This window comes from Mesorhizobium sp. ISC15 (assembly GCF_037162615.1).
GTDB lineage: Bacteria > Pseudomonadota > Alphaproteobacteria > Rhizobiales > Rhizobiaceae > Mesorhizobium > Mesorhizobium mediterraneum.
Window position 1 is genome coordinate 4,635,790 of the sequence record NZ_JAVSPX010000001.1, and the last position, 17,721, is coordinate 4,653,510.

The window sequence follows — 17,721 nt, forward strand, 5'->3', positions numbered from 1 at the left end:
GATCGGATGAAACATCGCTTTGGCTGGCAACGTATTGGGAGGGGAGAACGATCGGAAAGGCCGACTGAGCGGCCGGGAGACGCGAAAAAATGGAATCGGTTGCCAGGAGCCAATCCGCCATCGAGCCAGATACTGCCGCGCCGAAGGATGCAACGCTGATCTACCGGCAGTCGCGCTGGACGCGGCTGACGCATTGGCTCTGGGCCATCTCGCTGTTCTTCATGCTGCTTTCCGGCCTGCAGATCTTCAACGCCCGCCCCCAGCTCTATATCGGCAAGGAGTCGGGATTCGCCTATGACAACACCATCTTTGCCATCGGCGCCGAGAACACCGCAAACGGCCCGCGCGGCTACACCGAAATCTTCGGCAAGCGCTTCGATACGACCGGTGTGCTCGGCTGGTCGGGACCGGCGGGTCGGGAGACGTCCCGGGCTTTCCCGTCTTGGGCGACGATCCCCTCCTATTACGACCTCGGCACCGCCCGCGTCGTCCATTTCTTCTTCGCCTGGATACTAACCACGACGCTGGTCGTGTGGCTGGTCGCCAGCCTCATCAACGGCCATCTGCGCCGCGATCTTGCCCCGCGCATCGACGATCTCAGGCGTTTGCCGCGAGACATCGCCGATCATGCCAGGTTCAAGTTCCGTCACAGACGCGAATACAACACGCTGCAGAAGATGGCCTATGGCGGCGTCATGTTCGTGCTGCTGCCGCTGATGATCATCACCGGCCTTGCCATGTCGCCGAGCATGAACGCGGTGCTGCCGTTCCTCAACGATCTGCTTGGCGGCAGGCAGACGGCGCGGACGATCCATTTCATCGTGATGCTGCTGCTCGTCGCCTTCTTCATCATCCATATCCTGATGATCTTCGCCGCCGGCCCGATCAACGAGCTGCGTTCCATCATCACCGGCTGGTACCGAACCGACCCGCCGGCGCATGGCAGCAAGACGCCTCAGAGGAGTGCGTGAGATGGCGAAGTTTGTGATCAGCCGCAGAAAATTCCTGACCTCGGCCAGCCTCGGCGTCTCCGGTATCATGCTCTCGGGTTGTGACGCCTTCGACAGCCAGCTTCGCGTCGGCGACGGCCTGCGCAGCTTCCTCGAAGGCGCCAACGGCCTGACCTGGCGCGCGCAACGCCTGCTTGCCGGCGATTCGCTGGCGCCGGAATTCACCGAAGCCGACATCCGCCAGCCGCAGCGGCCGAACGGCGTCACCGCGCCGGACGACGATGTCTACAAGGGCCTGCTCGCCAACAATTTCGCCGACTGGCGGCTCGAGGTTTCCGGCCTTGTCGAAAAGCCGCTGTCGCTGACCCGCGAGCAGCTAATGAACATGCCGAGCCGCACCCAGATCACCCGCCACGACTGCGTCGAAGGCTGGAGTTGCATCGCCAAATGGACCGGCACGCCGCTGTCGCTGGTGCTTGATCAGGCGGTGGTCAAGCCGCAGGCGCGCTACGTCATGTTCCATTGCCTCGACACGATCGACCGCAGCCTGTCCGGCGACATCAAATATTACGGCTCGATCGACCTGGTCGATGCCCGTCACCAGCAGACGATCCTAGCCTATGGCTTGAACGGCAAGCCGCTGCCGGTCGAGAACGGCGCGCCGTTGCGTGTCCGCGTCGAGCGCCAGATCGGCTACAAGATGCCGAAATATCTCCGCAAGATCGAACTGGTCGACGGTTTCGCCACTATCGGCGGCGGCAAGGGCGGTTATTGGGAGGACAATGGCTACGACTGGTACGGCGGCATTTGACCGCAGAGCATGATCCCGAACCGAAGGTCAGCGCAGCAAAAAGTGGGAACCGGTTTTTGGAAAAAGATCATGTTCAAAGGAAAGTAGGCGCGATGCTCAGTAACTGTCATCGCCATCGCTGCGCAGGGCCGGATTCAAGTCCGGATTGTCATCGGGGGTGACAAGCTTGCCCAGTCCGTGCGGGCCCTGATAGTTGCCGTGGGTGTCGAAATTCGGATTGCCCTGATTGTCGAATTGCGGCGTCGGATCGATCCATTGGTCGTCACGGCGATGGCGCGGCTTCGGGTAATAACTGTCGGAATGGTGGCGATGCGAGTTGTTGTTGTCGAGAATGGCGCCAACCACGCCGCCGACGATTATAGCCGCGGCCAGGTCGCCGGCAGAAGGGTTGCGGCCGGAGCCGGCGACCAGGAATTCCGCCGAGCAGCCATCATCGACCCAAATGCCGCCGCGGTCATAATCCCAGCTTCTGCCTTGAACGCAGCGCGACTTCGAAAGCTGAGAGGTCAATTGCACGCCGCGCCGAGTGTCGACACCGCAGTAGGAATAACGGTGGTTCACACTGGAGCAGACCACGCGTCTGGCGCCTGCCGCCTGCGCGGTGTCGGGCAGCAGCGAGAGCTTCGCCGGATTGCCCAGGGTGCAGGCCAGGAACACCATCGAGCCGCTGATCGCCATCCGTGCCGACATTGCAATTCTCCAACCCGATCCGCTATCGACAGAATGGCATCCTCGTGTAAATCTGACAACCAGGCGGTTGCAGCGGGATCTATCATGCACTCAAAAATGATCGCCACGATTGCACTTGCGCTTTCCGCCTGGCTGGCGTTGGCGGCGCCATCCGCCTGGGCGGACGACAGTCTCAAGCACATCATCGACCAGAAGACGCTGACGGTCGGTGTGGCGCTCAATCCACCATGGATCCTCAAGAAAGCCGACGGCAAATTCGCAGGCTACGATGTCGACCTGACCAGCGCGCTTGCGTCCGACCTTGGCGTCGACCTGAAGCTGGTCGAAGTGCCTTGGAACGATCTCAAGGCACGGCTGCTCAAGGGCGATTTCGACATGATTGCGGCGGGCTACGCCAGCACTCCGGAACGTGCGCGCGAAGTGGTATTCTCCGACCAGACAGGCGCTGCCGATATTCGCATGGTGGCGACGATCGCCAGCCTCGGCAAAAAGCCGGGAAAGGCGGTGGCCGCGCCGGGATACAAGATCGCCGTGCTATCCAATTCCACGGATGAAGCCGCCGCGAAGGAAGCATTCCCCAAGGCGACCATCCTCTCCTTCGACAATACATCAGATGTTTTCGCCGCGGTCATCGGCGGCGAGGCACAGGCGATGGTCGCCACATCGCCAACGCCGCAGATGGCCGCCAGGCTCTATGACGCGAAGTTGACAATGGTGGGTGGCCCGCTGTTGCGGACGCCGGAGGCGTTTGCGATGCGGCCGGACGATATCCGCCTGATCCAATACGTCAACAACTGGATTGACGCGCGTACCGCAGATGGCACCATCACCGGCGTGCGCCGCTACTGGTTCGGCAGTTTCAAATGGATGTCGCGGTTCGACACCAGCGTCAAGCCGGAGCCTGCCAAGCAATAGTTTTGCGACAGTTCGAGGGTCCTGGCCGGGGTGCAGCCGTCTAAGTGACCTTGTCGCCCAGCGCCCCGAGCGCCGGATGGATTTCCGGCGAGGTCGTTAGCGAAGACTTGTCAGTAAGGTGTCGCTGGCAGGTGACAAGGTGTCGTCCACAGGCTATGGATGACGAGTCGAGGGCTCAAATTGAGTCCTACCTGTTTGCGGGAGAGAGCAGCGAGAGCTGCCGCCGAAGGGGAAATCGCCCGAAATCTCTCAGGCAAAAGAACCGTAGACGGGAAAGACACTCTGGAAAGTCGGGGCTTGCCCCCGCGCCGAAGGTGTAAGCGCTGCCGACAGAGTTACGGGGCGCGAGTCTCTCAGGCTTCAGACAGAGGGGCACGGACTGGCCGCCATTCGCGGCCGATTGCGTGCGACTCTGGAGACGACATGACGGGCGACATCAAACACCTTCCCCTCGAAGACCTTCACGTGGCCGCCGGTGCTCGCTTTGGCGCGTTCGCCGGCTGGTCGATGCCGCTGACCTATCCGGCCGGCGTGATGAAGGAGCACCTTCAGACCCGCGAGCATGCCGGCCTGTTCGACATCTCGCACATGAAGCTGTTCGAGATCAGTGGGCCGGGCGCTGAGGCACTGCTCAATCGTGCCTGCCCGTTCGACGCCGGCGCGCTTGAGATTTCCCAGTCCAAATACACGTTCTTTCTCAACGAAGCGGCCGGCATCATCGACGATCTGATCGTCACCAGGCTCGGCCAGCAACGCTTCATGGTTGTCGCCAATGCCGGCAATGCCGAAGCCGACGACAAGCACCTGCGCGCACTTGCCCTGGATTCTGAAACAAAGGGGGTTTTTGATGCCAAGGTGGACGCACTCGACCGCGTCTTCCTGGCGATCCAGGGGCCCGAAGCCTGGGCCGCCCTGTCCCGCGCCGGCATCGAGACCGGATCGCTGCTGTTCATGCATGGCTTTGAGCCCCGCGAAAACTGGTTCATGAGCCGGTCGGGCTACACTGGCGAAGACGGTTTCGAGATCGGCCTGCCGAAAGCCGACGCGCGAAATCTCGTCGCCAGGCTGCTCGAGGACGAGCGCGTGATGTGGGTTGGGTTGGCCGCCCGTGACAGCCTGCGGCTCGAAGCAGGCCTGTGCCTGCACGGGCTGGACATCACACCGGAGATCGACCCGGCCAGCGCCGGGCTGATGTGGGCGATTCCGAAGGAAGTTCGCGCCTCTGGCACTTTCATCGGTGCCGACGCCTTGCGTGCGATCCTGGAGCGCGGCCCGGCGCAAAAACGCGTCGGCCTGAAACCGCAAGGTCGACAGCCTGTGCGGGCTGGAGCGTCGCTTTTCAATGCGGTTGGGAAACCGGTCGGACATGTCACCTCCGGCGGCTTTGGCCCTTCGGCAGGTTTTCCCGTCGCCATGGGTTACGTCGAAACGCCGTTGGCTTCATCGACAAGCCCACTCTTCGCCGACGTTCGCGGGACGAAAATCCCGATCGATATCAATCCGCTGCCCTTCACGCCGCATCGCTATCGCAAAGGATGAATCTTCTCATGGCAAAAACCTATTTCACCGAAGATCACGAATGGCTCCGCGTCGAAGGCGGTGTCGCCACCGTTGGCATCACCGACTACGCACAGGAGCAACTCGGCGATCTCGTCTTCGTCGAATTGCCGGAGCTTGGGAAAAAGCTGGCCAAGGGCGATACCGCCGTCGTGGTCGAATCCGTCAAGGCGGCATCGGACGTCTATGCACCGGTCGACGGCGAGATCACCGAGGCAAACACCTCGCTCTCGTCTGATCCGTCCCTGGTAAATTCCGCGGCGACCAGCGACGGCTGGCTGTGGAAGATGAAGCTGGCCGATGAAAGCCAGCTCGAAGGCCTCCTGGATGAGGCCGCCTACAAAGCCCATATTGGTTGATAGCAGGATCAAGAAGATGACTGCAGCATCTTACCCCTTCTCGGCCCGCCATATCGGCCCCGGCCTCAATGATGTCAGAGCCATGCTGGCGACGATCGGCGTTCCCTCAGTCGAGACCCTGATCAGCCAGGCTGTGCCGAAATCGATCCGGCTCGACCGGCCGCTGGCCTTGCCCGCACCGGCGAGCGAAGCGGAGGCGCTGGCCGAGCTTTCAGCGACAATGGCAAAAAATACAGTTCTGAAGAGCTTTATCGGCGCCGGCTACCACGGCGTCCACGTGCCGCCGGTCATCCAGCGCAATCTGTTCGAGAACCCGGCCTGGTATACGGCTTACACGCCCTACCAGGCCGAAATCAGCCAGGGACGGCTCGAAATGCTGTTCAATTTCCAGACCCTGGTCACTGAGCTGACCGGCCTGCCGGTAGCGTCGGCGTCGCTGCTCGACGAGGCGACGGCGGTAGCCGAGGCGGTCGGCATTGCGTTGCGCCATCACCGCGACAAGCGGACCAAGGTGGCGCTGGCCGGCACGCCGCATCCGCAGACGCTCGACGTCGTGCGCACCCGCGCCGAGCCGCTCGGCATCGAGGTCGACGGCGACACGATCGACGACAACACAGCCGCCTTGCTCGTCTCCTGGCCTGATACGTTTGGCGTCTATGGCGACCATAAGGTGGCAATCGAAAAAGCCCGTGCCACCGGCGCGCTGGTCGTCTTCATTGCCGATCCGCTCGGGCTGACGCTGACCGACGCGCCGGCTAGGCTTGGCGCCGACATCGCTGTCGGCCCGATGCAGCGCTTCGGCGTGCCGATGGGCTTTGGCGGACCGCACGCCGCCTATTGCGCCGTTTCAGACAGGCTGACGCGGCTGATGCCCGGCCGCCTCGTCGGGCAGTCGACCGACAGCAAAGGCCGCGCCGGCTATCGTCTCGCCTTGCAGACGCGCGAACAGCATATCCGCCGCGACAAGGCGACCTCCAACATCTGTACCGCGCAGGCGCTGCTCGCCAACATGGCGACGGCCTATGCGATCTGGCACGGCCCTGCCGGGCTGCAGGCGATTGCCGGCCGAATTCATGCATTGGCCAACCGCTTGGCAGCCGGCCTCAAGGCATCAGGCGTTTCGGTGCTTGGCGCAAGCCGCTTCGACACGGTGACGGTGGAAGTGAAGGGCGGAGCCGACGCGATCGCCGCCGCCGCTGAAAAGACCGGCCGACTGCTGCGGGTCATCGACGCCGACCACATCGGCATCAGCTTCGATGAGACCTCGACCGATGGCGATCTTGACGCGATCGCGGCGCTGTTTGGCGCCAGGGCGGGCGCCGCTGCCGGCAGCACCATGCCCGGACAGCCGCGCGGCAAGGAGTTTCTCACGCAGCCCGTCTTCCACGACAACCGTTCGGAAACCGAAATGATGCGCTTCCTGCGCCGGCTGGCCGACAAGGACCTGGCGCTCGACCGCGCCATGATCCCACTCGGCTCCTGCACGATGAAGCTCAACGCCGCCGCCGAGATGATGCCGGTGAGCTGGCCAAGCGTCGCCAACCTGCATCCGTTCGCGCCGGCCAGCCATTCGGCAGGCTACCGCGCTATGGTCGGCGAACTGGAAGGCTGGCTGTCGGAGATCACCGGCTTCGATGCGGTCAGCCTGCAGCCCAATGCCGGCAGCCAGGGAGAGTATGCCGGATTGCTCGCCATTCGCGCCTATCACCGCTCGCGCGGCGAAGGCCATCGCACCGTCTGCCTGATCCCGTCCTCCGCGCATGGCACCAATCCGGCGAGTGCGGCGATGGCCGGCATGAGCGTTGTCGTCGTGCGCTGCACCGAGGACGGTAATATCGACATGGACGATATGAGTGCCAAGGCCAATGAGCATTCCAAGAATCTCGCGGCGCTGATGTTCACCTATCCCTCGACGCATGGCGTATACGAGGAAGGCGCGCGCCATCTCTGCGCCCTCATCCATGAGCATGGCGCACAGGTCTATTTCGACGGCGCCAACCTCAACGCCTTGGTCGGCCTCGCTCGCCCCGGCGACATCGGCGCCGATGTCTGTCACATGAACCTGCACAAGACCTTCTGCATCCCGCATGGCGGCGGTGGCCCAGGCGTCGGCCCGATCGGCGTAAGGGCGCACCTCAAGCCCTATCTGCCGGGCCATGGCACCGAAGGCTCGGCGCATGCCGTGTCGGCCGCACCCTTCGGCAGCGCTTCCATCCTGCCGATCACCTGGATGTATATCCGCATGATGGGCGCCTCCGGCCTGAAGCAGGCGACCGAGACGGCGATCGTTTCCGCCAACTACGTCGCGACGCGGCTCGCCCCGCACTTCCCGCTCCTCTACAAGGGCAGGCACGATCGCATCGCCCATGAGTGCATCCTCGACACCCGCGTACTCAAGGAGAGCTCCGGCATCAGCGTTGACGATATCGCCAAGCGGCTGATCGACTATGGCTTCCATGCGCCGACCATGTCGTTTCCGGTCGCCGGCACGCTGATGGTCGAGCCGACCGAATCCGAGCCCAAGCAGGAACTCGATCGGTTCTGCGATGCGATGATCGCGATATCGGGCGAGGCGGCCAAGGTGGCCAAAGGCGAATGGCCCCTGGCCGACAATCCGCTGGTCAATGCCCCGCATACCGCCGCCGAGGCGCTGGCCGGCCAGTGGACCCATCCCTATTCGCGCCTGGAGGCGGCCTATCCGGCCGGCGATGCCGACACATCAGCCAAATACTGGCCGCCGGTGTCGCGCATCGACAATGTCGCCGGCGACCGCAACCTCGTCTGCTCCTGCCCGCCGCTGTCGGAATATCTGGGCGCGGCGGAGTAGACCATGATCCCGAACCGAAGGTCAGCGCAGCAAAAAGTGGAATCCGGTCTTCGGACAAGATCATGGTCTAACAAGAAGATAGAAGCCTCAATCAGGCAGAACGCAAGGCCGGCGCGTCGGCCTTGCTCGCCTTGTTGTGGGAGATGACGCGATTTCGCCCGGCGCGCTTTGCCGCATAGAGTGCGGCGTCGGCTTCCGCCAACACATCGTCGAGACTGGTGCCGCCGGTCCCGCCGAAGCCGATGCCGCCGCTGACCGTGCTGCGCAACGGACCAAGCTGGGTGGCTACGACTTCCGCGCCGAAGGCGACGCTGATCTTGCTCGCAATGTCGTAAGCCTTCTCTTCCGTCATCCGCGACATGACCAGCACGAATTCCTCGCCGCCCAGCCGGAAGGCGTCGACGCCGGTCCTGGCGTATTTCCTGATGACAGCGGCGAAGCGGCACAGAACCTGATCGCCGACCGGATGACCGAATACATCGTTGGTTCTCTTGAAGTGGTCGAGGTCGAACATGGCCACGGACATGAACGGACCGAAGACCCGCTCGCCGTAGAATGCTGTCAACGCCCGCCGGTTCATCAGCCCGGTCAATGGGTCGGTCATGGTCTCGGCCTTCAATTCGATCTGCGCCTGTAAATGGTGCAGGGAGAGCGTCAGTGCCCCGAGCCCGGTCATGCAGGCGACCGCCACGACGGAGTTCAACCGTTCGGCCCAATTGTCGGGCGCAACGCCGAGCATCCATTGGCCCTTGACCAGCAGGACCGCGCCGCAAAGTACGAAGGATAGCGCACAGATGCCGCTCAGGAACGAAACGACCAGCAGAATCCGGCGATCGTGACCACCGCCCTTGATCCAGAACATCACCCCAATAAGCGAGAGCAGCGCCGTTACCGTCGCGTAGGTGACGATGAAACCGACACCGTCGAGGCCGAAATACGTCGCGCCTGCGCAAACAGCCATCGCAGCCAAGGTCGGCAGGATGGCGCGCCTGTAGTCGCGCACGCCGAGATACTGCATGGCCGACAGGCAGATGATCAGAAAGCCCAGGCTGAGAAGCGCAAGCACAATCTGGCAAAGCCAGGGGCTGGGATGCCTGGCATAATGCCAGAACAAGACCACATGCGCGACGAGCACGAGAATGCCGCAAGCCACCGTCAGGACGAAGCGGGCCTGCGGCGCGGCGAACCATATCGCAAACATGGTGATGCTGAGGCACATGCCCGACAGCGCCGCCGCGAGCAGGAGCGAACTGTAATCCAACATGCGTAAGCGACAGCCTCTTGAGAGTTCCGCTGCATTCTAGGTCGGCGGCAGTCCGCGGATACCGTTTTCAGCCAACCTTCCGATGCAACCTTCGGAAAAGGTTTACAAAGCGTCGATGCGCTCGACGCATTTCCGCCGCTTGGTTGTCGAATGGTTTTGCGGTAAGAGGCTCAATCCTCGAACGTAACAGGAACCTCCGTCGCCTGCCCGCAAAAAGCGTGGCAGTATCGGGTGGTGATTCGCAGCATCGGAATCCAGGACCAGCATGGACGACAATAACGATCTTTTCGGCACTATGGACAAGCAGCCGCAACCGGTTCGCGCCACCGCGCGCCCGGCCGACCCGCTGGTGCAGGCGGCGAAGCGCCCGGCATCCCGCGACGGCAGCGAGAGCTACAGTGCCGCCGACATCGAGGTTCTCGAAGGGCTGGAGCCGGTGCGGCGGCGGCCCGGCATGTATATCGGCGGCACCGACGACAAGGCGATGCACCATCTGTTCGCCGAGGTCATCGACAATTCGATGGACGAGGCGGTAGCCGGCCACGCGACTTTCATCGATGTCGAGCTTTCAGCCGACGGATATCTGGCCGTGACCGACAATGGCCGCGGCATTCCGGTCGATCCGCATCCGAAATTCAAGAAGCCGGCGCTCGAAGTCATCATGACGACGCTGCATTCGGGTGGCAAGTTCGACTCGAAGGTCTACGAGACCTCAGGCGGCCTGCACGGCGTCGGCGTCTCCGTCGTCAACGCGCTGTCGGACCATCTCGAGGTCGAGGTCGCACGCGGCCGCCAGCTCTATCGCCAGCGTTTTTCACGCGGCGTTCCGGTGACCGGTCTCGAGCAGCTCGGAGAGGTGCATAACCGCCGCGGCACCAAGATCCGCTTCCATCCCGACGAGCAGATCTTCGGCAAGGGTGCTGCTTTCGAGCCGGCGCGGCTCTACCGCATGACGCGCTCGAAGGCCTATCTGTTCGGCGGCGTCGAGATCCGCTGGACCTGCGACCCCTCGCTGATCAAGGAGAAGGACACGACGCCGGCCAAGGCCGAGTTCCATTTTCCCGGTGGCCTAAAGGACTATCTAAAAGCGTCGCTCGGCGACGAATTCCAGGTCACCCGCGAAATCTTCGCCGGCAAGAGCGACAGGCAAGGCGGCCACGGCTCGCTCGAATGGGCGGTGACCTGGTTCGGCGGCGATGGATTCCTCAATTCCTACTGCAACACCATTCCGACCGGCGAAGGCGGCACGCACGAGGCCGGCTTCCGTAACGTCTTGACGCGAGGCTTGCGCGCCTACGCGGATCTGGTCGGCAACAAGCGCGCTTCGATCGTCACCTCGGAAGACGTCATGATCTCGGCGGCGGGCATGCTGTCGGTGTTCATCCGCGAGCCGGAATTCGTCGGCCAGACCAAGGACAGGCTGGCGACGATCGAGGCGATCAGGATCGTCGAGACCGCTATCCGAGACCCCTTCGATCACTGGCTAGCCGACAACCCGCAGGAAGCCTCAAAACTGCTCGAATGGGTGATCGCGCGTGCCGACGAACGGGTGCGCCGCCGGCAGGAAAAGGAAGTCTCGCGCAAGAGCGCGGTGCGCAAGCTGCGCCTGCCCGGCAAGCTCGCCGACTGCACGCAGAATGCCGCTGCCGGCGCCGAACTCTTCATCGTCGAGGGCGATTCGGCCGGCGGCTCGGCAAAACAGGCGCGCGACCGCGCCAGCCAGGCGGTGCTGCCGCTGCGTGGAAAGATCCTCAACGTCGCCAGCGCCGGCTACGACAAGCTGGCCGGCAACCAGCAGATTTCGGACCTGATCCAGGCGCTTGGCTGCGGCACGCGCTCGAAGTACCGCGACGCGGATCTGCGCTACGACCGGGTCATCATCATGACCGACGCCGACGTCGACGGCGCCCACATCGCTTCGCTGCTGATCACCTTCTTCTATCAGGAGATGCCGAGCTTGGTCCACGGCGGCCATCTCTATCTGGCGGTGCCGCCGCTCTACTCGATCCGGCAAGGCGGCAAGGTCGCCTATGCCCGCGACGATGCGCACAAGGACGAACTTCTGCGCACCGAATTCACCGGGCGCGGCAAGGTCGAGATCGGCCGCTTCAAGGGGCTGGGCGAAATGATGGCCGCCCAGCTCAAGGAAACCACCATGGACCCGAGGAAGCGCACGCTGCTCAGGGTCGATGTGATCGACGCCGAGGCCGCAACCAAGGATGCGGTCGACGCATTGATGGGCACCAAGCCGGAAGCCCGCTTCCGCTTCATCCAGGAACGCGCGGAGTTCGCCGAGACGGAAGTGCTGGATATCTGAGCTAACTCGCTCGCGTCGAATGCGGAGATGAGCGTGTGACCTGGGACCGGCTGCGCAGCGATCTTGCCGCGAGGTTCGCCGGCGTCACGCGACCGACGCACTCGGATTGGATTTTCGCTCTGCGCACGGTTTCGGCCGGGCTGATCGCACTTCTCGCCGCCTACGCGCTCAAGCTCGACCACCCGCAATGGGCGATGATGACGGTGTTCATCGTTACCCAGCCGGTCGCCGGCATGGTGCTGGCGAAAGGTTTTTACCGGCTGCTCGGCACACTGGCCGGCGCGCTGGCGGCGATCGGCACCACCACGGTCTTTGGCGCCAACCTCTGGCTGCTCGTCACGGTGCTTGCCGTCTGGATCGGCCTTTGTACCCTCGTCTCGTCGCTGCTGCGCAACCCGGAAGCCTATGGCGCTGCGCTTGCCGGCTACACGGCGATGATCATCGGCCTGCCGGCTTTCGGCCAGCCACATCTCGTCGTCGATCTCGCCGTGGCGCGCTGTGGGGAGATCGTGCTTGGCATCGTCTGCGCCGCACTGACCAGCCGGCTGATCCTGCCGAAACTGGCGGCTGACGCCATCATCGGCAGGCTGAAGCGCTGCATCCTCGACCTTGCCGTCTATGCTGGCGGCGCGTTCTCCGACAGCGATGCGGCAACCCTTGCCAACCTGCACCGAAAGCTGGTCGCAGACGCCCAGACGCTGGGTGAAATGCGCGCCTATGCGAGGCTGGAAGCGCCGAGCTTCGCGACGCGCGCCTATCCGGTCCGCCGCACTATCGGCCAGCTTTTGTCGGCGCTGTCGGCGGCGCGCGCTCTGTATGCCCATGCCGCACCGAAAAACGCAGTCCTCATACCCGTGCGCACCGAGCTGAAGGTTTTCGTCGGCGAATTGGCAGAAAAACCGGGTGCGCTGGACGACACAGCACCCTGGATAGCGCGGCTCGACGCGATCGTTGCCGAAGCACGGCGGATGCCCGACATGCCCGCCGCAAAAGGCGATGACAGGGCAGGCGCAGTCACCCGCCTCACCATCGCCGCCGATTTCGCGGAGGCCCTGAAGCAAGTGCTGCGCGGCCTGGACGCCTTACGAGCGCCGGCCCCGCGCCTTACGCGTGAACGCAGGCAGCCGGCGCTGGTCGTGCACCGCGACTACCATGCGGCGTGGCGAAACGCCGTGCGCGCGGCACTTGCGACACTGCTGGTCGCCGCTTTCTGGCTGACGACAAAATGGTCCGAAGCGGCGGGCACGGTCATCCTTGTCGCCGTCGTCTCCAGCCTGTTTGCCGCGCGCCCCGATCCCGTGCAATCGGCCTGGGGCTTCTTCAAGGGGACGTTGCTGGCCCTGCCCTTCGCATTTCTCGTCGGTCAGGTCGCGCTCCCCGCTCTGCCCGGCTTCGGCTGGTTCACGCTCTTCGTCGTGCCGATCCTGGTTCCCGCGGCGCTGGCGATGGCCAATCCGCGCTATGTCGGCGTGGCAACCGCCTTCGCCATCAATTTCCTTGCCTTCCTCAGCCCACATCAGGCCATGACCTACGACCCCGGACCGTTTTTCGCCGGTTCGGCATCGATCTTGGTCGGCATTCTTCTGGCGATCGGCGTCTTCCTCACGGTACTGCCCGCCGATCCGTGGGTCACCGTCGGCCGTATCGTGCGAGCCATGCGGGAAGATCTGGCGCGCCTCTGCCTGCATGAGCGCGTGCCGAGACGCGAGGCCTTCGAAAGCCTCGCCTACGACCGGGTCAACCAGTTGATGCCGCTCATGCAGCGCACCGGCAGCAAAGGCGACGCCGTTCTCGGCGGCAGCATAGCCGCAGTCACGGTTGGCATCGAGATCCTGCGGCTGCGCAATGCGCAGCAAAGTTCAGCGATTCCCGCCGAACCCGCGCTTTCGATCACTAGTTTCCTGCGAGGACTGGCGCGCGAACTGCTTTTCCGGCGAGCCGGCGAGCCGCAAACGGCGACCATCACTGTCGCGCGGCAATATGCGGCTGGCATCGCCGAGCGAAGCGAGGCGGCCGACATGCTGCAGATAGCGGCCTCATTGCGCATCATCGCCGCGGCGATCGAGGATTTTCCGGATTTCTTCGCGAAGGATAGGGTCTAAGCCGCCGCTATCGCCAGCGCATGGCCGCGCGCATTTTCGCGCAGCGCATCGAGATGGATCGATTTGACCAGTCCGGCGAGATCGCCTTCGGCGGACTGCCCGCCGAGTTCCTTCAGCATCAGCCAACTGACTTCCTGGACGCCGGCCAGGCGCTTGCCATTGGCAACCTCGCGCCAGATCTTCAGCGCACGCAGAATGATCGCGTGCGTGATCGCGGCAAGGCCGGCACTGCGGAACAGCGCCTGCAGCGCCACGTCGTGCCCGCCGGCCAGAAGCGCCCTCACCCGTTGTTCGGATTGCTGGCTGAGCGCGACCAGCGCCGAACCGAAGAAATCGACCTTGCCATGCGCGATGGTGCGAATGATGAAGCTTGCGGTCAGGTCGCCGCGCAGGCGCAGATGCTCGATGAGCGCCGCATGTTCTTCGTGGCGGGTGCCTTCGATCAGCGTCACGGAAGCCTTGACGCAGGCATCGCGCATGACGCGCTCGGCCCTGGCTGCGCCCATAAGAGCCACGACAAGTGGAGATCCTTTTAGGGTTTCTCCGAGCTTAACCAGGAGCACATGCCGGCAGTCGGCAGGCAGCCGCGCATCCGATATCAGCGCCTCGCGTACCATAGGCAGATGGCCATGGCGTTGCGCGATACGGCGGAAGCTGAGCGAAGCGATGTCGGCGCCACTGTTGGCGAGCAGCGTGGCGCAGGCTTCCGGCTCGCCGATTTCGGCAATCGCCGCGGCGACCGCCATGGACACGCGCGGACGATCCGCGATCAGTTTCTGCGTCGCCTTCCGGCCGCCGGCGATGCGGTCGATCAGGTCGGCGTCGGTAAGAAGCGGCGAACGCGCCAGCACCAGGCTCGCGACCTCCGGCTGATCGGACGCCAGCGCGCTGATGATCTGCAGCGGCGCGTGATGGCTCATCGACAGCGCTTCCGCAATCGCCAGCCGCACTTTGGACGAGGCATCGTCGAGCAGCAGGGTCAGCGCGGCCTCCGCCGCGCAGCGGTCCTCGAAAGGCAGATCGGCATTGATGTAGGCGCGGGCCAGAGCACTTGCTGCCGCAGCGCGCTCCGAGACCCTTGCCGTGTAGATCCATTTCAGGAAATGCGAAACAACCATGCCGTCCGCTACGCCCCTGGCCCGAGTCCGTTCCCGCCCCAGGGAAGACCGTAGGCAGAAATGGTTTACGAACGGTTCACCATGTTTGTTAACTGGCTTGCGAGCGCGGTATGCAGCGCCTATCAACCCTTGAAGAACGAAGGAGATCGACCATGGCCGGGCTTTATCTGGAAGAGTTCGTCGTCGGCCATGTCTTCCGGCACACGCTGCGTAAAACCGTTACCGAAAGCGACAATATGCTGTTTTCGGTAATGACGCTGAATCCGCAGCCGCTGCACATCGATTTCGACTTCGCTGCTAAGAGCGAATGGGGCAAGCCGCTGGTCAATTCGCTGTTCACGCTCGGCCTGATGATCGGGATTTCGGTGAACGACATCACCGTCGGCACCACCATCGCCAATCTCGGTATGAAGGAGACGGTGTTTCCGCATCCGGTGTTCCACGGCGACACCATCCGCGTCGAGACCACGGTGGTGTCGGTGCGCGACTCCAAGTCGAAGCCGGACCGCGGCATCGTCGAGTTCGAGCACCGCGCCTATAACCAGAACGACGTGCTCGTCGCCAAATGCACAAGACAGGCGATGATGATGAAGAAAGCGGCCTGACCGATGCGCTCGTTGCTCTTCGTTCCCGGCGATTCGGAAAAAAAACTGGACAAGGCGTTTGGCGCCGGCGCCGACGTGGTCATCGTCGATCTAGAGGATTCGGTCGCGCCCCAAAACAAGGCTCTGGGGCGCGACACCGCAGCACGCTTCATCACCGAACACAGGCATCGAACCAAATCCGCGATCTATGTGCGCATCAACGATCTCTCGACCGGCCTGACCGATGACGATCTGGCGGCACTGGTTCCGGCAAAGCCCGACGGCATCATGCTGCCGAAGTCGAACAGCGGACAGGATGTCCAGCATCTCTCGGCCAAGCTCAGGGTGCACGAGGCCGAAAGCGGACTGCCCGACAGTGCGATAAAAATCCTGCCGATCATCACCGAAACAGCCGCCGGCGTGCTGACGGCTGCGACCTACGCCAAGGCAAGTGCGCGGCTTGCCGGCATCACCTGGGGCGCGGAAGATCTATCGGCCGCGATCGGTGCGCGCACGGCGCGCGACGAGAACGGCCGCTACACCGATGTGTTCCGTTTCGCCCGCACCATGACCATCCTTGCCGCTAGTGCTGCGGAAGTCGCGGCGATCGACACGGTTTTCCCGGATTTTCGCGACATGGCCGGCTTCCAGGCGGAATGCGCCAAGGCAGAGCGCGACGGCTTCACCGGCAAGATGGCGATCCATCCGGCACAAGTGCCGGTCATCAACGCCGCCTTCACGCCGTCGACCGAGGCGGTGAAACACTCCATGGCGATCATTGCCGCATTCGAAGCGGCTGGAAATCCCGGCGTGGTCGGCATCGACGGCAAGATGTACGACCGGCCGCATCTCAAGCTGGCCGAGCGGCTTCTGGCACGCGCCAAGGCGGCGGGAATCTCCGTTTAGTCTTTCCCCAGCCCTAATCTTTTCCCCAGCGAGGCCGGCGCATCGGGAATATCTCGCTGACGCTGGCATAGTCCATGTAGCCGAGGCGGCCGACATTGCCCGCCTTGACGATATCGAAAATGCCGTCGTTCAGGAATGCGTCGTCGATATGCACGCCGACGACTTCGCCGGCAACGATGACGGCGCTCGTCGCCGTTCCATCCAGCGCCTTTGGCCGCAGGATCTCCGTCACCCGGCATTCAAGCGCCGCCGGCGCCGCCGCCACGCGGGGCGGCGCAACAAGACGCGACGGCGCCATGGCGAGATCGGCATAGTCGAATTCGCTGACGCCGCGCGGCGCATCGACCGCCGTGCGGACCATTTTTTCCGCGAGATCACGGCTGACGAGATTGGCGACGAACTCGCCTGTCTCTTCGGCGAAGGTGGCGCTGTCCTTCTCGCCTTCGGACGAAAACCAGACGATGAAGGGTCGCGTCGAAAAAGCATTGAAGAAGGAATAAGGAGCGAGGTTGAGCTTGCCGGCCTTGTTCACCGTCGAGATCCAGCCGATCGGCCGTGGCGCCACGATCGCCTTGGACGGGTCATGCGGCAGCCCGTGACCTTTTGACGGCTCGTAAAACATTCAGCCGACCCAAGGCCCGGCATAATCGGCATAGAGTTTTGCCGGATCAGGCCGCGGCCGCTCCGGCGCCGGCCCTTGATAGGAGCCGACATGGACGAAGCCGACGACGCGCTCGTGCGGCGCCAGCCCTAGGATCGCCCTGCCCTCCGGCACATCGGAATACCAATTGCTGATCATGTTGGTGCCATAGCCCAGCGCATTAGCTGATATCATGAGGTTCATCGCCGCCATGCCGCCGGACAGGAACATTTCCCATTGCGGGATTTTTGGGTTGTCCTTCGGGCTCGACACCACGCCGATCACCAGCGGCGCGCGTGAAAAACGCGCCAGTTCCTGGTTGCGGCGGCCTTCCGGCAGCGGTCCTTCGCGCTGTTCGGCAAGTGCTGCCAGCTTCTTGCCGATCTCGACGCGTGCCTCGCCCCGGTAGAGGATGAAGCGCCAAGGCTCGAGGCGGCCGTGGTCCGGCACCCGCGAGGCAGCGGCAATCATCGTCGAGATGTCAGCGTCGCTGGGCGCAGGTTCCTTCAATTCCGGGATCGGTGCGGAATTTCGGGTCAGCAGAAAGTCGATGATCGGCGACGCCATGGGCGCTAGTCTCCTGGTGGAATTTGAGCTGAAGCGCACCATCGGGACATCGGGCGGCTCGGGCATTGGCGCGGCGCGCCGGACAAAGAGCTCTCTAGCAGAAGCTGATCGGAC

At 63.4% G+C, this 17,721-nt stretch carries 15 protein-coding genes and 1 riboswitch; of the genes, 10 read left to right on the forward strand and 5 right to left on the reverse strand.

Going from position 1 to position 17,721, the window contains the following annotated elements:
- Positions 1 to 89 precede the first annotated feature (89 nt).
- Both RPG13_RS22315 and RPG13_RS22320 read left to right on the forward strand, forming a co-directional pair.
- The gene (locus tag RPG13_RS22315) at positions 90 to 971 is read left to right on the forward strand and encodes a cytochrome b/b6 domain-containing protein (RefSeq protein ID WP_095485387.1); all 882 of its coding nucleotides are present in this window, start codon (positions 90 to 92) and stop codon (positions 969 to 971) included.
- A gap of 1 nt (position 972) precedes the next feature.
- Entirely contained in the window at positions 973 to 1,761 is a 789-nt protein-coding gene (locus tag RPG13_RS22320) for a molybdopterin-binding protein (protein WP_337126011.1), read from the forward strand.
- A gap of 96 nt (positions 1,762 to 1,857) precedes the next feature.
- Here the strand turns inward: RPG13_RS22320 and RPG13_RS22325 are convergent, their stop codons facing one another.
- Complete coding sequence (locus RPG13_RS22325; RefSeq protein WP_337126012.1) at positions 1,858 to 2,451, reverse strand: DUF3011 domain-containing protein; 594 nt, start codon at positions 2,449 to 2,451, stop codon at positions 1,858 to 1,860.
- Positions 2,452 to 2,535: 84 nt separating this feature from the next.
- Between RPG13_RS22325 and RPG13_RS22330 the strand changes: the two genes are divergently transcribed.
- The 4 genes from RPG13_RS22330 to gcvP all read left to right on the forward strand — a co-directional run bounded on the left by RPG13_RS22330 (position 2,536) and on the right by gcvP (position 8,109).
- Positions 2,536 to 3,366: a transporter substrate-binding domain-containing protein gene (locus tag RPG13_RS22330; RefSeq protein WP_158302556.1), complete on the forward strand. Its 831-nt coding sequence runs from the start codon at positions 2,536 to 2,538 to the stop codon at positions 3,364 to 3,366.
- Between the two features lie 188 nt (positions 3,367 to 3,554).
- A riboswitch (glycine riboswitch) is annotated at positions 3,555 to 3,641 on the forward strand.
- Positions 3,642 to 3,789: 148 nt separating this feature from the next.
- Entirely contained in the window at positions 3,790 to 4,905 is a 1,116-nt protein-coding gene (gcvT, locus tag RPG13_RS22335; protein WP_337126013.1) for a glycine cleavage system aminomethyltransferase GcvT, read from the forward strand.
- A gap of 8 nt (positions 4,906 to 4,913) precedes the next feature.
- Positions 4,914 to 5,282 (forward strand): glycine cleavage system protein GcvH, encoded by a 369-nt coding sequence (gcvH, locus tag RPG13_RS22340; RefSeq protein ID WP_095485586.1) that lies wholly within the window; start codon positions 4,914 to 4,916, stop codon positions 5,280 to 5,282.
- Positions 5,283 to 5,298: 16 nt separating this feature from the next.
- Positions 5,299 to 8,109: an aminomethyl-transferring glycine dehydrogenase gene (gcvP, locus tag RPG13_RS22345; RefSeq protein WP_337126014.1), complete on the forward strand. Its 2,811-nt coding sequence runs from the start codon at positions 5,299 to 5,301 to the stop codon at positions 8,107 to 8,109.
- Positions 8,110 to 8,200: 91 nt separating this feature from the next.
- On the opposite strand, the gene RPG13_RS22350 is transcribed toward gcvP, so the two are convergent.
- A complete protein-coding gene (locus tag RPG13_RS22350; protein WP_337126015.1) occupies positions 8,201 to 9,373 on the reverse strand; it encodes a GGDEF domain-containing protein in 1,173 nt (390 codons plus the stop codon).
- Between the two features lie 265 nt (positions 9,374 to 9,638).
- On the opposite strand from RPG13_RS22350, the gene parE reads away from it, so the two are divergent.
- Together parE and RPG13_RS22360 are read left to right on the forward strand one after the other, a co-directional pair.
- Positions 9,639 to 11,690, forward strand: coding sequence for a DNA topoisomerase IV subunit B (parE, locus tag RPG13_RS22355; protein ID WP_337126016.1), 2,052 nt, complete (start codon positions 9,639 to 9,641; stop codon positions 11,688 to 11,690).
- A gap of 35 nt (positions 11,691 to 11,725) precedes the next feature.
- A complete protein-coding gene (locus RPG13_RS22360; RefSeq protein WP_337126017.1) occupies positions 11,726 to 13,792 on the forward strand; it encodes an FUSC family protein in 2,067 nt (688 codons plus the stop codon).
- Here RPG13_RS22360 and RPG13_RS22365 read toward each other — a convergent pair.
- Entirely contained in the window at positions 13,789 to 14,910 is a 1,122-nt protein-coding gene (locus RPG13_RS22365) for a DUF2336 domain-containing protein (RefSeq protein ID WP_337126018.1), read from the reverse strand. The two genes, RPG13_RS22360 and RPG13_RS22365, sit on opposite strands and share 4 nt — an antisense overlap.
- Before the next feature lie 110 nt (positions 14,911 to 15,020).
- Here RPG13_RS22365 and RPG13_RS22370 point away from each other — a divergent pair, with 110 nt between their 5' ends.
- Positions 15,021 to 15,515, forward strand: coding sequence for a MaoC family dehydratase (locus RPG13_RS22370; RefSeq protein WP_442921350.1), 495 nt, complete (start codon positions 15,021 to 15,023; stop codon positions 15,513 to 15,515).
- A 3-nt stretch (positions 15,516 to 15,518) separates the two neighbouring features.
- Positions 15,519 to 16,400 carry an HpcH/HpaI aldolase/citrate lyase family protein gene (locus RPG13_RS22375; protein ID WP_337126020.1) on the forward strand — a complete coding sequence of 294 codons (882 nt, stop codon included), beginning with the start codon at positions 15,519 to 15,521 and terminating at the stop codon, positions 16,398 to 16,400.
- A gap of 13 nt (positions 16,401 to 16,413) precedes the next feature.
- Here the strand turns inward: RPG13_RS22375 and RPG13_RS22380 are convergent, their stop codons facing one another.
- Together RPG13_RS22380 and RPG13_RS22385 are read right to left on the reverse strand one after the other, a co-directional pair.
- Entirely contained in the window at positions 16,414 to 17,022 is a 609-nt protein-coding gene (locus tag RPG13_RS22380; RefSeq protein ID WP_127294824.1) for a flavin reductase family protein, read from the reverse strand.
- Entirely contained in the window at positions 17,023 to 17,607 is a 585-nt protein-coding gene (locus RPG13_RS22385) for a nitroreductase family protein (protein ID WP_128285853.1), read from the reverse strand.
- Positions 17,608 to 17,721: the final 114 nt, after the last annotated feature.

Coding starts and splice junctions, on each gene's coding strand:
- RPG13_RS22315 (WP_095485387.1), top strand. CDS start 90: ATGGAATCGGTTGCCAGGAGCCAATCCGCCATCGAGCCAGATACTGCC.
- RPG13_RS22320 (WP_337126011.1), top strand. CDS start 973: ATGGCGAAGTTTGTGATCAGCCGCAGAAAATTCCTGACCTCGGCCAGC.
- RPG13_RS22325 (WP_337126012.1), bottom strand. CDS start 2,451: ATGTCGGCACGGATGGCGATCAGCGGCTCGATGGTGTTCCTGGCCTGC.
- RPG13_RS22330 (WP_158302556.1), top strand. CDS start 2,536: ATGCACTCAAAAATGATCGCCACGATTGCACTTGCGCTTTCCGCCTGG.
- gcvT (WP_337126013.1), top strand. CDS start 3,790: ATGACGGGCGACATCAAACACCTTCCCCTCGAAGACCTTCACGTGGCC.
- gcvH (WP_095485586.1), top strand. CDS start 4,914: ATGGCAAAAACCTATTTCACCGAAGATCACGAATGGCTCCGCGTCGAA.
- gcvP (WP_337126014.1), top strand. CDS start 5,299: ATGACTGCAGCATCTTACCCCTTCTCGGCCCGCCATATCGGCCCCGGC.
- RPG13_RS22350 (WP_337126015.1), bottom strand. CDS start 9,373: ATGTTGGATTACAGTTCGCTCCTGCTCGCGGCGGCGCTGTCGGGCATG.
- parE (WP_337126016.1), top strand. CDS start 9,639: ATGGACGACAATAACGATCTTTTCGGCACTATGGACAAGCAGCCGCAA.
- RPG13_RS22365 (WP_337126018.1), bottom strand. CDS start 14,910: ATGGTTGTTTCGCATTTCCTGAAATGGATCTACACGGCAAGGGTCTCG.
- RPG13_RS22370 (WP_442921350.1), top strand. CDS start 15,021: ATGCAGCGCCTATCAACCCTTGAAGAACGAAGGAGATCGACCATGGCC.
- RPG13_RS22375 (WP_337126020.1), top strand. CDS start 15,519: ATGCGCTCGTTGCTCTTCGTTCCCGGCGATTCGGAAAAAAAACTGGAC.
- RPG13_RS22380 (WP_127294824.1), bottom strand. CDS start 17,022: ATGTTTTACGAGCCGTCAAAAGGTCACGGGCTGCCGCATGACCCGTCC.
- RPG13_RS22385 (WP_128285853.1), bottom strand. CDS start 17,607: ATGGCGTCGCCGATCATCGACTTTCTGCTGACCCGAAATTCCGCACCG.